Source organism: Endozoicomonas sp. 2B-B (genome assembly GCF_053470045.1).
Genome location: NZ_JBLZMU010000001.1, coordinates 4,921,187 through 4,937,605, shown reverse-complemented (window position 1 = coordinate 4,937,605; position 16,419 = coordinate 4,921,187). Strand labels below are relative to the sequence as shown.

Annotated in this window: 5 protein-coding genes; all 5 read right to left on the bottom strand. The window is 48.4% G+C overall.

Annotated elements, in window-relative coordinates; translation table 11 throughout:
* Positions 1-118: 118 nt before the first annotated feature.
* Positions 119-3,097 (bottom strand): hypothetical protein, encoded by a 2,979-nt coding sequence (locus tag ACOMHB_RS18815; protein WP_448217768.1) that lies wholly within the window; start codon positions 3,095-3,097, stop codon positions 119-121.
* An 83-nt stretch (positions 3,098-3,180) separates the two neighbouring features.
* Positions 3,181-8,946 carry a hypothetical protein gene (locus ACOMHB_RS18810; RefSeq protein WP_448217767.1) on the bottom strand — a complete coding sequence of 1,922 codons (5,766 nt, stop codon included), beginning with the start codon at positions 8,944-8,946 and terminating at the stop codon, positions 3,181-3,183.
* Between the two features lie 145 nt (positions 8,947-9,091).
* Positions 9,092-10,177, bottom strand: a complete 1,086-nt coding sequence (locus ACOMHB_RS18805; protein ID WP_448218589.1) for an IS630 family transposase — start codon at positions 10,175-10,177, stop codon at positions 9,092-9,094.
* Between the two features lie 63 nt (positions 10,178-10,240).
* Positions 10,241-10,474 (bottom strand): hypothetical protein, encoded by a 234-nt coding sequence (locus tag ACOMHB_RS18800; protein WP_448217766.1) that lies wholly within the window; start codon positions 10,472-10,474, stop codon positions 10,241-10,243.
* A 98-nt stretch (positions 10,475-10,572) separates the two neighbouring features.
* Positions 10,573-16,404 carry a coiled-coil domain-containing protein gene (locus ACOMHB_RS18795; RefSeq protein WP_448217765.1) on the bottom strand — a complete coding sequence of 1,944 codons (5,832 nt, stop codon included), beginning with the start codon at positions 16,402-16,404 and terminating at the stop codon, positions 10,573-10,575.
* Positions 16,405-16,419 lie beyond the last annotated feature (15 nt).

Here is a 16,419-nt window from a genome sequence, read left to right as displayed (position 1 = left end):
CTCAGAAGGTAAGCTTACACATGTCTCCATAACCGGTGTTTTGTCACTGCTGTGACAATGCTGGTGGTTGTTAGTTGTCTGATTTATTCACCGGCGCTTTCTTATTATTGTCCTGTTGCTACTCGTAGATGGCTCCAAGAGTGTAGAAGTAAGGAATACTTTCTGCATGGGAGAATGACCATTTGGGCAAATTTTCCCTGAAGTATTTCTCCCAGCCATCCTCATACAGTTTCATGGTGCGATCCCGGCGTTCGCGGAACTGCAGGTAATTTTCGTGTCGAGTCCAGCCATACAGAATGTTGTTTGCTTTAACACCGTTTGCATAGTCTGTATCGGTTTCATCGAAGCTTTGAGGCCTGGCAATAGTCGTACGTTTCACATATTCATCTGTCGTTTCCCCTGCGCCTGTCCAGCGATTAATTCTGTCAAGACTGCGGCCCAGTGGTCCACCCAGCCATTGAGTGAGCATCTTGTTGTCGTTCATAAAGAAGTCGAAAGTGAGGCTCGACGCCAGCGCGAATCCGAAGGTTTGGGCATAGGTGAATCCTGATAAAAGACCATGGGCGTATGTTCCGACAGTGGCTACCGGACCCAATACGAGACCGGCTGTGGCCGAAGCCAGGGTTTTCACTTTTTGTGGTGTCACCCTGTGCAACAGCGGTATCTGAACTCCCTGACCGGAACCCATGGATTTGACTATTTCCGGCACCAGACGGGAAATGCTTCGATACATTTGCGGGTTGGCGTTGTACTGTCGGGCAAACAGCGTGGTGCCGGTTTTCAGCAGAATGACTGAAGACGCGGCTTTGCCCAATGGCATGGCCAGCCCGCCCAGCTCAGAGATTTGTTCAATGCCACGGTGATAGGCATATTGACCGGTTCGGTCAAGATCAACACCATAAGTTTCTAGCCAGTGCTGGAAAGGTGTCAGCATCCGGTGCAGGTAATCACCTCTGTTGGTCAGATCCAGAAGATAGAGGAATGCTATGTTTGAGAGAGATAGCCCGGCGGCCTGCCGGGAGGTGTGGGTCGCCAGCAGGGGTTTGTAGCTGGAGTAGTACCAGGTCACAGCCTGTAACAGGAAGGCTGAGGGTTTGATCCAGTAATCCAGTAGCTGTCGTTCAACCGCTGCGGCGTGGGCCTGCATGAATGTGCCATGGATAATCTTGATGAAGTCTGATTCAGACAGTCCGGCAACATTGGCATAAGGTGTCAGGGTATCCTGAACATGGGTCAGGAATGTTGCCGTCCTGCGGCCATCGTCAAAGGCAATATCATCAAGAACATAGTTGGCAATGACCGCAGCTGCGAACTCTTTCATGCCGGTAACAGACTCTTTCATACCTGCCGGGCGCGGGGCAGTATCACCCCCGCCCGGCTGTGCCTGCCTGTTTCTCGGGGCATTAATCCGTTGTTTATTGGTTTCAGAAGCGTCTGATTTTAGTCCCACAGACTCTTCAGTCGCTGCTTTTTCAGCGTCTGTAACGGTTGTCTGAAGGTGTCGCTTGACCAGAGCTTCCTGCTTCTTGAATTTGGTCTTTTTTGCCCGTTGCTGCTCCAGATTGTTTTGTAACTCAAGCAGCTGTCTGTCCATGTCAATCATGACTTTGGAAGTAAACTCGTCGTCTTTTTCGGAATCGATCTGCGCTTCATTGATATCGCCGATGACGGGTATCGCCTTGCGAATAATCTGAAAAAAGTGCGGGTTCTTAAGAAGATTTCCAAGTACGGGTTTGAAGTCAAACTGTTTTGCGAGTTGATTACACATCTGGGTTGGCGTGATGACTAATGAAGCGATTCTGATGTGCTCCAGTGTGAACTCAAATTCTTCTGTTCCATATGTTTTATCTGGAGTAGCCAGTGCCAATGCCTGCTGGAGAGATTCATAGAATGCAAGTGAACGCGCCGCCAGTTTATCTTCGCGGGAAAGGATCGTCGGTTGAACTTTGTTAACGCCAGCATTGCGCCGCGCAACAAACTTCTCCAGCAGTGCCATCTGCCTGTTTCGAATGACGAACTCGTAACTTCTGATCTTATATCTTCTAAGCATTGTGATTACTGCAGGGGCGGGGTTATTACCTCCGGACTGTACCCAGAGTTTATAGAGGTTTTCTACAAAAGCGACATCATGGGGATTCAACATCTGACCATGAAAAACAATACCCTCCCCCAGAGCTTCTGTTATCTCCAACTTTGGATAGCCCGCAGGCACAGGATAAACCTGTGTGTTATCCTCGAAGTGCTCAACATAGCCGACGGGTTTGTTGTGTGCCAATAGTTCGTTAAGCGCCTGCTGTTGTAAGTCCTCTCCCAGGATATGAACCTGGATGTAGGCAGAGGCGGCAGCCGCCAGAAGAGCCTCATCATTGATAAAGAGTGATTGACCCAGACGATGCAGCTCAGGGGGCTGGTCGCCGGAAGCGATAAGACGCATGAAGGTGCGTCCATCCACTGCAACTTTTTCGACTTCAATGGTAGCAAGGGCAAGATAGTGATCACTTGAGCCGAGGATTCCTGCTCTGGTGCTGGCAGCTTCCAACAGATCAGCCAGTTGCATGGGGGTGGTGATTTTCGTTAAGGGTTCAAATGGTGGCCTGATATCTAAATGTTCACGAACAAACGCAACTGAACCCTGCTCGGTCATTCCGCCTCTGACTTCAATGACCAGTTTCTCTTCTGCAAGGTTATGGGTGAACCTGAAGATTCCCTCACCATCTACCTTAAGGATTTTGGTGTATTTCTGAGCAACGTCATTCTCGCCTGTTTCAAACTGATCAACACTGGCAACGCCCTCATTACCGATACCATAAAGAGCTTCTGTAAAACTTATACCTATAGTGGGACGAGAATAGTCGTCATTTTCTGAAGGCGCATAGGGATAGGTGGTGGTAAAAGATTTGAGTACTGGTTGCTGGTCATCACCTAAAGTTGGCTGAACCATGACCTCATTGCGGGTATCCTCAGAACCTCCATTGTCCAGAAGCCAGGCATATTTTGTCTGCAGTTTGCGAGCGGCCAGTGCCTCTGTATTAATGATGCAAGAGCTGATTGCAACGGCCACTGCAAGGCTTAATACATTGTGACGGGTATTGCTCATCGATTTTCCTACTTGTCCCACTTCTCATCAGTTTCAAGCTGATCGTCTGAGGCGGCAGTTCGAAAGCTTGATTGATGGGCATTTCACTTCTCAGGAACAGGCACTTTTTTATTATTGTCCTGTTGCCACTTGTAGAAGGCTCCAAAAGTGTAGAAGTAAGGAATGCTTTGTGCATGGGAGAAGGACCATTTAGGCATATTTTCCCTGAAGTATTTCTCCCAGCCATTCTCAAACAGTTTCATGGTGCGATCCCGGCGTTCGCGAAAATGCAGGTAATTTTCGTGCCGCGTCCAGCCATACAGGGTGTTGTTTGCTGTAACAAGGTTTGCGTAGGCTGCATCGGTTTCATCGAAGCGTTGGGGCCTGGCAATAGTCGTACGTTTTACATATTCATCTGTCGTTTCCCCTGCGCCTGTCCAGCGATTAATCTTGTCAAGACTGCGGCCCAGGGGTCCACCCAGCCATTGAGTGAGCATCTTGTTGTCGTTCATAAAGAAGTCGAAAGTCAGGCTCGATGCCAGCGCGAATCCGAAGGTCTGAGCGTAGGTAAACCCTGATATAAGGCCGTGGGCGTATGCGCCGACAGTGGCTATCGGACCTAACACGAGAACGGCTGTAGCCGAGGCCAGTGTTTTCACTTTTTGTGGTGTCAGCCTGTGCAGCAGCGGTATCTGAACTCCCTGTCCGGAACCCATGGATTTCACTATTTCCGGCAACAGATGGGAAATGCTGCGATAGATCTGCGGGTTGGCGTTGTACTGTCTGGCAAACAGCATAGAGCCGGTTCTCAGCAGAATGACTGAAGACGCGGCCTTGCCCAATGGCATGGCGAGCCCACCCAGTTCAGAGATTTGTTCAATGCCACTGTGATAGGCATATTGCCCGGTTCGGTCAGGATCAACACCGTAGCCTTCCAGCCAGTGCTGGAAAGGTGTCAGCATCCGGTGCAGGTAATCACCCCTGTTGGTCAGATCGAGAAGATAGAGGAACGACATGTTCGAGAGGGACAGCGCGGTGGCCTGCCCGGCGGTATGGGCCGCCAGCAGGGGTTTGTAGCTGCAGAAGTACCAGGTGACAGCCTGTACCAGAAAGGCTGAAGGCTTGACCCAGTAATCCAGTAGCTGTCGTTCAACCGCTGCGGCATGAGCCTGTATTAATGTGCCATGAACAGTTTCGATCAGGACTGACTCAGATATTCCAGCGGCATTGGCATAAGGTGTCAGGGTATCCTGAACATTGACCAGGAAGGCTGCCGTCCTGCGGCCATTGTCAAAGGCAATATCGTCAAGAACGTAGTTGGCGATGACTGCAGCTGCATACTCTTTCATGCCGGTAACAGACTCTTTCATACCTGCCGGGCCTGAGGCGGTAGAGGGCACAGGAGTAAAGGCACTTTGCATGAATTCATCAGCACCCTGATCGGACAGCATCTGGACAACCTTCCTGAACTCAGGCACCCTGACGCCGTGTTGGTAGCCAAGGAAGTGTTCAAACTCAGCCACTGTCTGATAACCGTCGACATTTCTGACGGCTTTTATATAGTTCTCAAGTTCAACCTTGCTGATCAGACCTTCACGCAGCAGACTTATGATCTTGTTACCGCTGGCAGAATGGGTAGCGAAGTATTCCGGGAAGCTTTTCAGGTACCCTGATTGATGCTTAATGAAGTGAACGGCTGCTTTGCCCATGCTGCGAATTTCGTCGTCGTATTCCAGAGCCCCTTTTTTCATTTCGTGCCTGGCCCGGCGAACAAGCCTGTAGACTTCTTTCAGGTCATTCCCGGGCAGATCCCCAGCAGACTGGAAAGAGGATTCCGGGAAGGCCTTCTTCAGGCTCTTGAAAACTTCCACAATCCCACCGGCCTGTTTAAACGTCAGTTTGTCTCCGACGAGTGCCTGCAAGTGAATCGGTGCAAATTCATCGTCAAAATCGAAAGCCGAAAGGTGTGGTATTTTCTTACCGCTTTCCAGTGCTAACTGTGCCAGACCCATTGTCGCTTCCAGAGCTTGCTTTTTGAGAGAGTGCTGCTCTGCGAAAGCGTTTATAGCGGTCCGAACTTTTACCTGTCCCGGCGAATACTGGAAGGGACCTCCGTCATTTTCGACGGCCTGTTCTGCAGTCTCAAGGACTTCCTTCAATCGCTCAATGTCTGCTTTTCTGATTTCAATTTCATCTTCCAGATAGGCCTGTTCCTGAACCGGATGCCGGACTTTGCCGACAGTACCCTCATTCCTGCCCGTGACTTGAGAGGACTTTTCCCCGGTTAAAAAGAGTTCACCCCCGACTTCGAGGGATTCGCTCCGACCATGGGCGTTTGCGTAGTCTTGATTGCTACCAAGCCTACTCAGTCGGCGATGAAAAACTTCCAGCTCACTTTCAGCTTCTGCTAATAACCACCTGGCTCTGGCTGCATCACGGTCAAGCAGGTATCGTGGTTTAGTTCCCAGGCGAGCGAGTTGTCTGTCAAGCTCATTATCAATGGCTGCGATACGCGCATTAACGTCAGGCTGACCCGCTTTGAAAACTTCTTCATCCAGCTGTTGGAGTTTTGCTGTGAAACTTTTGCCTCTCTCTTTAGCAGCAGGGTTTTCATGGGGGTGGATATTTAGCTTGTTCTCCAGAACGATAAGGTGACTTTCCTGTTGTTTTCTGGCTCGCTGATCCGATGCTTCGACGATATGATTAAGACGATCACGAATCGTCGTGCGTTTGATATCCACCTCCAAAGGGTTTCCCTCCAGATCTTCCCAGTCTGGCCTGTTATCCCACCAGAGCACCTTGCGCATCTCGTCCAGCTCGTAATTGGAGATATCATCGGCATCAAGCCTTGTTAGAATCCTTTCCAGTCTTACTGTTTTGTAATCAGCTTCATTAATTTTGATGTTGAGTAATCTTTCCACATGGTCCAGTCTGACCCGGACCTCTTCCTCCGACTGCCGTCTGGCTTCTCTGATGTAAAACCGAATATGTTCAGAAATATACTGACGAAGGACATACACACTGTCCATTTGGTCGAAGTAAATGTGCCCCTGGAGGGCCCTTAATGTGTCACGAAGTGTCGCCAATACCTCAGGCATGAGTTTGGGATGGCCTGGTGTTTTGATGTCTTCCAGTTCAATTTTCAGCTTTGAAAGCTCAAAGAACCTGTCATTTACCTTTGATTCCAGACTGGTGCGGTCTTGCAGACGGGTGTCTTCGGACGGATCAATACCGAGAACTGCTGCCAGAGCGTCTTTTCTGGCTTTGGTGTAAGAATCCTCCCTATCGAGCTGATTACTCATTGCCTTAAGTTGCTGACGCAGACTGTCTTGTTGAGCGTTGATTGTCTCAAGTTTTTGAATCAGGTGTTCTTGTTGAACGTCAGGATCTGCATTGCTATCAAAATCCTGAATGTTTAAATATGCGGCAATGTTTGAATAGCGGATTTGCTTTTCTGCGTCTTTTTCAGCATCTGTTCTGGTGTTCTGTTGTTGAATAAGTTGTTGAGCGATCAGGGCCTGGCGTTGATTAAGCTGTTGCTGAGCGGTCTGGTGACGGTCTTCCAGATCCTTGCCATTGTCCTGGGGCAGACCGAGCTGACTTTCAAGGCTGGTCAGTACACTCTGGATTACCACATTGTTCAGTTCTGCCTTTTGTTGCAGCTGCTGTTGCATGGACTGATAGTAAGCATACAGATCGTTTTCATTGTTCAGTGTAATACCGAGCATGCTTTCCATGGGCGCCAGTCTGGCTTTTACCGCTTCTTCCCATGGCTGCACTGCTGCGGCATCTGTTGCGCCATCTGTTGCAGCAACCGATCTCTTGATTTCAAGAATTTTCTCTCTGATGGCACTGGCTTGTTTATCCAGGGGCTGGGTATCGTCCCAGTTATCAATACCAAGCTCTGCTGCCACTTGAGTGTTGATATCTGCTCTTTTTTCTGCTTCGGCATCACGAACGTTTTTGTTCATCGTTGTAATCAGATCGATCATCTGCTGCAGTTTCTGTAAGTGGTTTTTCTGTGCTTTCAGGTTTTGTTGATATTGACGCCGAGGTTGTTGTTGACTGACCTGAGCCAATTGCAGAAAAAGTTGCTTCAGAATGATCTTTTGACGGTCTTTGGGGTCATCATTGCTATTCGTAACCAAACCGAGTTGACCTTCAACGAAAGCCAGTTGATTCAGGAATACCTCACTGGACTGATCTGCCTGTTGCTGCAGATGATTCAGAATGGACTGACAGCGGCCACCCAGATTGTTTTCATTGCCCGGAACAATGCCGAGCTGGCCTTCAATCGCTGCCAGTGTTACTTTCATATCCTGTTCCCAGGGCTGTCCTGATGCAACATAATAGGTTGATTGGCCGGTTTCATGAATTTTGTTTTCCAGAAGTCCGGCTTGTTCTTCTGGTGCCAGAGTATCATCCCAGCCATCAATACCAAGCTTTGCTGCCGCATGGGCGCTGCGAACTTTTGCGACTTCTGCCAGGGCATCTCTGACCTGTTTTTGCAGTTCAGGGATTCGTTTGAGCTCCTGCCGAAGCTGATCTATCATGTTTTTCGTCGTCAGGAAATCTTGACGAAGCCGATCAGACTCACGCTCAAGTGTCTGTTCGGTTCGCTTCAGTTTCTGTTTTTCCTCATCATTGGCAATGGTCATTGCCGTCAACCTGTCTTCTAATTTTTTGGCCGTCATGATGAGTTCGGTCCTGCTTGCCTTGAGCTTTTCCTGGGTACTTACTATCTCAAGCATCTGTTCTCTAATGTCGGCCAGGACTTTAGAGGAAAAGGAAGAAAACCTTGTTTCTTCGGCATCAGCAAAGAGATTCATCACTTTGTTGGCGAAGGATATAAAGTTGTGCAAATTCTGAAAAAAATTATGGTTAGTCAGAAGATTTTTAAGTAAGGGTTTGAAGCTGAAGGTTTTTATGAGCTGCAACTGCATGCAGATTGGCGTGATGAGCGATGTAGCGATTCTGATGTATCCTGTTGTGAACTCAAATTCATCGGTTCCATCCGGATTAGCAGCGGTTAAAGCCTGCTGAAAGGATTCGTAGTAGGCAAGCTTGGCAAGCTTAGCCAGTTTATCTTCGTTAAGTTTGGCATCGTGCTGTGCAGCCAAATCAGCAGCAAACTCTTCCAACAGCGCCATTTGACTGCTTCTGATGACGTGCCTGTAGCTTCTGATGCTGGCTTTTTTAACCTCGGCAGTGAGCTCCAGAAACTGATGCTGTTCCCAGGGGATATGCTGGCTTTCCACAAAAGCGATATCGGTTGGATTCTGTTTCTGACCACGGAAAACAACTACCTCTTCCGAAGCCTGATCCACTTCCAGCTTTGGATAACCAGCAGGCGCAGGATAAGCCTGTGTGTGATCCTCGACGTTTACGACATAGCCGACGGGTTTATGGTACGACAAGAGATTGTCGAGCGCTTCCTGTTGCAGATCTTCCCCCAGAACGTGAACCTGGGCGTAGGCAGAGGTGGCCGCTGCCAGAAGAGCCTCGTCGTTAATAAAGAGCGATTGACCCAGACGCTGCATTTCAGGGGGCTGATCGCCCGAAACGATATGACGCATAAAGCTGCGCCCGTTCACTGCAACTTTCTCTACTTCGATGGTGGCAAGGGCAACATAGTCATCAGCTTCGCCAAGACTTCCTGCTCTTTCGCCGACACCTTTGAGCACTCCGGTCAGTTGTTCGCGATTGGCAACTTTTGTTAAGGGTTCTAATGGTTCAATGTCACCTGATTGGGCACGAACAGCCGCAATTGAATTCTGATCGGTCATTCCTTTTCTGACTTCAATGACCAGTTCCTCCTCCGCAAGGTTATGGGTGAACCTGAAGACACCTTCATCGCCGACCTTGAGCACTTTAGTGTACTTCTGAGCAACGTCATTGTCGTCGGTTTCAAACAGATCAACACTGGTAACGCCAGCCCCGATGCCAGAGAGAACGTCTGTGAAGCCTTCAGAAGGAACCTCATAACCTGCTCTGACTTCAGTTTGATCAGGGTAGCTAGTGTAGTGCGTCGTTCTTTTTGCAACTTAACCGGCGATTAGCCCGAACGACTTTTTCTAAGATATCATTTGCCTTAGCAGTCCAGATAAACGGCTTTGGATTTTGATTATGCTTTTCAATATATTCATCAATCGCACTGACTAGCTGTGGCACACTGACAAACACACCACGGCGTAAACGCTGACTCGTGAGATCCCGAAAAAATCTCTCAACCATGTTTAACCATGATGCTGACGTTGGCGTAAAGTGCATATGAAAACGAGGATGTTTTTCCAGCCATTCTCGCACCTTCGGGTGTTTGTGAGTCGCATAGTTGTCGCAAATCAGGTGCAGCTCTTTGTCTTTTGCCGTTTCCCTATTTATCTGTTTAAGAAACTTCAACCATTCCACATGGGTATGACGCTGCTGGCACTGACCGATGACAGCACCATCAAGTACATTCAGTGCTGCAAAGAGAGTGGTTGTACCATGTCGTTTATAATCATGAGTCATTGTTGCGGCACGCCCTTTCTTCAACGGTAAGCCAGGCTGTGTTCGATCGAGTGCCTGAACCTGACTTTTTTCATCACAGCACAGCACCAACGCATGTTCAGGAGGAGACAGATAGAGTCCGACAATATCTTCAAGCTTCTCCACAAATTTCGGGTCTCGGGACACCTTGAATGTCTTTTCCAGGTGAGGCTTGAGGCCATATGCATGCCATATCCGGCGAACACTTCTCTCACTGATACCGCTAACAGCAGCCATAGTTCGGGTGCTCCAGTGAGTGGCATTTTCCGGAAGGGTGTTTGTGGTCAGACTCACAATCTCAGCAGCATCAATCTTCTTTTTACGGCCACTGCGAGCTCGATCCTGTTCAATCCCGGAGAAGCCTTCCTGAGCATATCGGTCACGCCAGCGGCTGACCTGATGACGACCGATCTTCAGTATTTGCGCAATCTCAAGATTGCTTTTTCCTTCTGCAGAGAGAAGAACAATCTGGGCACGGCGGGCCAAGCGAAGAGGGCAAGTATTTGATGAAGTAATCTTTCTGAGTCGTATTTCTTCAGAAGCATCAAGTATTATCTCTGTGGCAACTCGCATAGTAAAAACAGGCAGTGGTTGGAATAACATCCATAGTAGACCGTTAGGAGTCTTTATGTACTGTTAATTAGGTCGCACTACACTAGTGGTAAAGGATTTCGGGATAGGCTGCTGATCATGACCTAAGGTTGGCTGAACCATGACTTCACTTTGGGTAAACTCCACCTGTTCATTGGCCTGAATATCGACAGACTTTATTTGCAGCCTGCGATCGGCCAGCGTCTGTGTAGCAATGATGGAGGAGCTGATTGCAACGGCCACTGCAAGGCTTAATGCATCGGGGCGGGCATTTGTCATTCTGCTACCTCAAAGTCGAGTACTTTTATTACCGTTGTTACCGTTATTACTGTGAAAGGTGATTGCAACGACAGGCGAGGATGCAGCTTTTGGTTAAGTTAGTTTGCTGGGGCCGCAGGTAGAAAGTTTGCTTGAGGGGCATTTCTCTTATCATGACCGTGAACTTTCTGATCATCGCCCTTTTGCCATTCGTAGAAGGCTCCAAGAGTGTAGAAGTAAGGAATGCTTTCTGCATGGGAGAAGGACCATTTAGGCACATTTTCCCTGAAGTATTTCTCCCAGCCATTCTCAAACAGTTTTATGGTGCGATCGCGGCGTTCACGGAACTGCAGGTAATTTTCGTGTCGGGTCCAGCCATGCATCCTGTCACTTGCTTTAACCCGGTTTGCATAGGCTGCATCGGTTTCACTGAAGCCTTGAGGCGAAGCAATAGCCGTACGTTGCACATATTCATCCCGGGTTTCACCCACGGCTATCCAGCGATTAATCCTGTCAAGGCTTCGGCCCAGAGGTCCACCCAGCCATTGAGTGAGCATCTTGTTGTCGTTCATAAAGAAGTCAAAAGTGAGGCTCGACGCCAGGGCAAATCCGAACGTCTGAGCATAGGTAAACCCGGATATAAGGCTGTGGGCGTATACACCGGCAGTGGCAATAGGGCCCAGTACGAAACCGGCTGTAACAGAAGCCAGGGTTTTCACTTTTTGTGGTGTCACCCGGTTCAGCAGTGGTACCTGAACCCCTTGTCCGGAGCCCATGGATTTCACTATTTCGGGCACCAGACGGGAAATACTGCGATACCTGTGGGGATTGGCATAGTGCTGTCTGGCAAACAGCATAGAGCCGGTTTTCAACAGAATGCCTGAGGAAGCGGCTTTACCCAATGGCATGGCCAGTCCGCCCACTTCGGAGATTTGTTCAATGCCACTGTGGTAGGCATATTGTCCGGTTCGGTCAAGATCAACACTATAGCGTTCCAGCCAGTGCTGGAAAGGTGTGAGCATTCTGTGCAGATAATCACCCCTGTTGGTCAGGTCCAGCAGATAGAGGAATGACATGTTTGAGAGGGACAGTCTGGCAGCCTGCGAGAGGGTGTGAGTCACCAGGAGAGGTTTGTAGCTGGAGTAGTACCAGGTCACAGCCTGTACCAGAAAGGCTGAAGGTTTGAACCAGTAATCACTTAACTGATGCTCAACCGCTGCGGTATGGGCCTGTATTAATGTGTTATGGATAGCCTTGATCAGGTCTGATTCGTGCAGGCCAGCAGCAGCGGCATAAGGCGTCAGGGTATCTTGAATATTGGCCAGAAACGCTGCTGTCCTGCGGCCATTTTCAAAGGCAATATCGTCAAGAACATAGTTGGCGATGATAGCAACTGCATACTCTTTCATGCCGGCAACAGACTCTTTCATACCTGCCGGGCCGGTGGCAGTCACAGTTACAGAATTAAAGGCACATTGTATGAATTCCTCAGCACCCTTGTCGGACAGTAACTGGACAACCTTCCTGAATTCAGGCACCTTGATACCCTGTTTGTAGCCAAGTAAGTGCTCAAATTCATCCACTGTATGGTAATCGTCGACCCCTCTGACGGCCTTTATGTAGTTCTCGAGTTCGTCCTTGCTGATCAGACCTTCACGAAGCAAAGCCGTGATTTTGTTACCACTGGCAGAACGGGCAGCGAAGTATTCCGGGAAGCTTTTCAGGCTACCCGGTTCATGTTCGATAAAGTGAATGGCTCTTTTGCCCATGCCATGAATTTCGTCGTCGTATTGTTGAGCCCCACTTCCCATCTCATTTCTGGCCCTGGACACAAGTCTGTAGACTTCTTCCAGGACATTCAGAGGCTGATCTTCTGAAGCCTTGAGAACGGGTTCCGGGAAGCTCGTCTTCAGCCTTGTGAAGATTTCCACAATCCGACTGGCCTGATTAAAAGTCAGGTTGTCTCCAACCATCGCCCGCAAATGAATGGGGGCCAATTCATCGTCAAAATCGAAAGTCGTAATCCAGTGCACTGTCTTACCGCTTTCTGATGCTAATTGTGCCAGACCCAGGGCAGCATCCAGTGCCTGTTGTTTGAGAGAGTGCTGTTCTGTGAAAGCATCCATAGTGGCCCGAACTTTTGCCTGTTCCGGCGTGTACTGGAATGGACCACCGTCATTTTCGACAGCTTCCCTTGCAGCCTTCAGGACTTGCTTTATTTTCTTAATGTCTGCTTCCCTGACATCCATCTCAGCTTCCAGACGGGCCTGTTGAATCAGTTGCCAGATCTTGCCGCCATTACCATCATCACCACCCAGTTTTAGCTGTTTTTTTCTCAGGGCATTAACCCGGTCTTTATAGCTGTCAGATGCTTCTGGTTTGAGACCTGCGGCTTCTTCAGCGGCGTCAAGAGCCGCTCTATGATAATCCCTCAGAGCGTTTTCTGCTTTTGAGACAGCCTGACTTTTCTGCTCAAGGACTAAATCCGGCAGATCGCTGCCTCCAACATTGATCATCTCTTGTCTTTTTCGGTCCAGATCCTCTTGTGTATTCGTCTGTTCAAGCCGGGCATTGGTGAATTCCATACTTCTCCTGTCGTGCTCATGCAGGAATTCCGTGATCTGAGTGTATTTTTTTCTGGTTACAGACAGTTCATCCTCAACTTCATTGGTTTTGTCCAGGGCATGAGTATCCGCATAGGCTGAAATGGCAATATAGTAATCATCTTCTTCCAGTAAACCGAGGTCACTTTTAATCCGAATGTTATGAGTTTTTACGACAGCATGCAGTTTATCAAAGATTTCTTTTCGTCTATTTGCACTGTCTCTTCGAAGAATGCGTTTAATGTCGTCTATTTGCTCTCGAATGGTTTGCTCGGTATCTGCAGGCAGGCCTAATTCAAGCTGAATTTCTTTTATTGCCTGAATGAGAAGCTTTGCGTCTTCATCCACGCTAGCAGTACCGACGTCAGGATGAGCCAGAATTACCATTTTTTTTCGGCAAAGAACGCTCAGTTTGCTGCGAACACCTGCCAGCATTCTTTCAGCTTCTTTTAATATCTTTCTGGCATAGGCAACATTACGATCAAGGACGTATCGGGGTTCAGGGCCCAGACGAGCCATTAGCTTGTCAAGCTCAATTTCAATGGCTTCAATACGCTCATCAACGTCAGGCCAGCCTGCATTGAAAACTTCGTTATCCAGCTGTTGGAGTTTTGTTTCAATCAGATTGTTCTGGTCGTCTATAGTGGCGTCTTCTTCATAATCCTTAATATCGAGTTGATGAGCCATTTCATTGTTTATGGCTCTTTTGATACCTTCATCAAAGACATTGTGTAGCTCATCCATGGATGTCTGAATTTCGGTTCTTAGAACCTCCTTCTGATCTGACAGGTTATCATTCTCTTCAAATACTATATTCAGATCTTTGGCCAGTTTGGCAATGAAAGCCCGGCCTCTTTTTTTGGCGGCAACGTTTTCATGAGGACAGATACCCAGCTCGAACTCTATAGCGTCGAGCAGATTTATCTGATTTTCTTTGGCTTGTTCATCCAGGTACAAATCTTCAACATTATAGGCAAGGCTCGCATGAAGCATCTTTAGTTTGAGACCCCTGTCGTCCAGAGTTGTCCTGGCTTCTTTCCAGAGGGTTTGATGTATCTGATCCAGAATGGATTCCGGTATATTATCGTCATCAATTGCTGCAAGAATCCAGGTAAGTCTTGCTGCCTGGTCATTCTCTTCATTGAACCTGATGTTGAGTATTTCTTCTATTGCTTCCAGCAGTTCTGGTTGTTCTATGGCTCGCTTACCCGGGCCCGATTTTCCGAATTTGTAGCGAAGATGTGCAACAAGCTTTATGAATTTGAGGTCCTTCTCGTCCATAGCTTCGCTTTGATAGGTCCAGAGGGTATTATCTATCTCATCCAGGATGCCATCGGAGAGGTTATCGCCGTCAAGCATTCTACGAACCTTGGTCAATCTTGTTATTTTGTCATCCTCTTCACTGATTTTGATGTTGAGTACTTCTGCTGTGGCTTTCAGAAGGTCCAGAGCAAATTCCTCTAACCGCTGTCTGGCGTTACTGATGAATCTATGCATGTCTTCAGAAATCCCATGGCGACGGATATAAACATCGTTGTTTTCATCAAGATCACTCATCTCAAGGGCTTTTTCCACGTCACTCAGTGTTTCAAGTACCTCCGGCATGGCTTTGGGGTGGCCTGGTGTTCTGATGTCATCCAGCTCTTTCTCCAGCTCTGCAAGTCTGAAGAGCCTGGAATGTAAGGTTGACTCCAGGGCGACGCGTTCTTCTGGTGTGTTATCTTCATTCAGTTCAATACCCAGAGCCGCTGTCAGAACAGATTTTGTGGCTCCGATGAAAGAATCCTCTGTTGCGATCCTGGCCTCTATTGTCTTCAGCTTTTCCAGCTTGCTTTCCATCTCAAGCAGCTCCCCGGCAAAATCGCCAATGAGCCTGGAGGCAAATCTATCGCCTTTGTCAAAAGAATCGCTGGACGGCTCATTATAAAAATAATCGCTATTGGCTTTGTTGAAAACGGGTATTACTTCGTGAGTATCCTGAACAAAATGCTGACTGGTCAGAAAATTTCTAAGCGCAGGTTTGAAGCCGAAGTGTTTAGCGAACTGAATATGCATCCAGGTTGGCATGATGTACAGCGAGGTGAATCCGACGTGTGGCATTGTTAATTCAAATTCATCTGCTCCAACTGAAGTAGCACTGGTCAGTGCCTGCTGAAGATATTCGAAGAATGCAAGCGTCCCCAGTTTCTCATCGTATTCTTCACCCGAGTCAAGTCCGGCATTGTACCGTTCAGCGAACTCCTCCAGCATTGCCATCTGCCTGCTTCGAATAACGTACTGGTAGCTTTTGGCTTTGTCTTTTTTAACCCGTACTGTTGTTTGAGGAGTGGGGGCATTGCAGCCATACTTATCCCAGATGTCATGGAGACCTTCCACAAAAGCGACATCGGTCGGGTTTTGTTTCTGACCTCGGAAAACAATAATCTTTTCCGGAGTCTCAGTCACTTCCAGTTTAGGATAACCAGCAGGCACAGGATAAACCTGTGTCTCATCCTCGACATGTACGACATAGCCTACGGGTTTCTGGTATGACAACAGAGCGTCCAGAGTATCCTGTTGTAAATCATTCCCCAGAACATGGACCTGGATATAAGCAGAGGTGGTAGCTGCTAAAAGCGCTTCATCATTGACAAAGAGCGATTGGCCCAGACGCTGCAGTTTGGGAGGCTGATTGCCTCCGGCGATAAGGCGCATGAAGGAACGCCCGCTCACATCAACTTCGCCTACTTCAATAGTGACGAGGTCAATATAGTTATCAGCTTCGCCGAGGTTTCCCGCTCTTTCATGTGCACCTCTGAGCACTCCGGCCAGTTGTTCGGGACTGGCGATTTTTGTCAGGGGTTCTAATTGCAGGTTGTCACCCAGTTGAGCACGAACCGCCGCAATTGAATCCTGATCGGTCATTCCTTTTCTGACTGCAATGACCAGTTTCTTTTCTGCAAGAGTATGGGTGATCCTGAAGACTTCCTCGTCAGAGACCTTCAGGACTTTGGTGTACTTCTGAGCAACGTTATTCTCACCTGTTGCAAACAGATCAACGCTGGAAACGCCACCATCAATACCAGGAAAAACGTCCGTGAAACCTTCAGAGGGAACGACATAGCCCGCTCTGGCCTGAGTCTGATCAGGGTAGGTGGTTGTGAAGGATTTGGGTATTGGCTGCCGGTTATGACCTAAAGTGGGTCCAACCATGACCTCACTCTGGGTAAACTCCACATGTCCATTGTCCGAAATATCGACAGATTTTGTCTGCAGTCTGCGACCAGCCACTGCGTCTGCAGCAATGATCGAAGAGCTGATTACAACGGCTACAGCAAGGCCTAACGCATTGAGGTGAGCATTTGTCATTCTACAACCATAGAG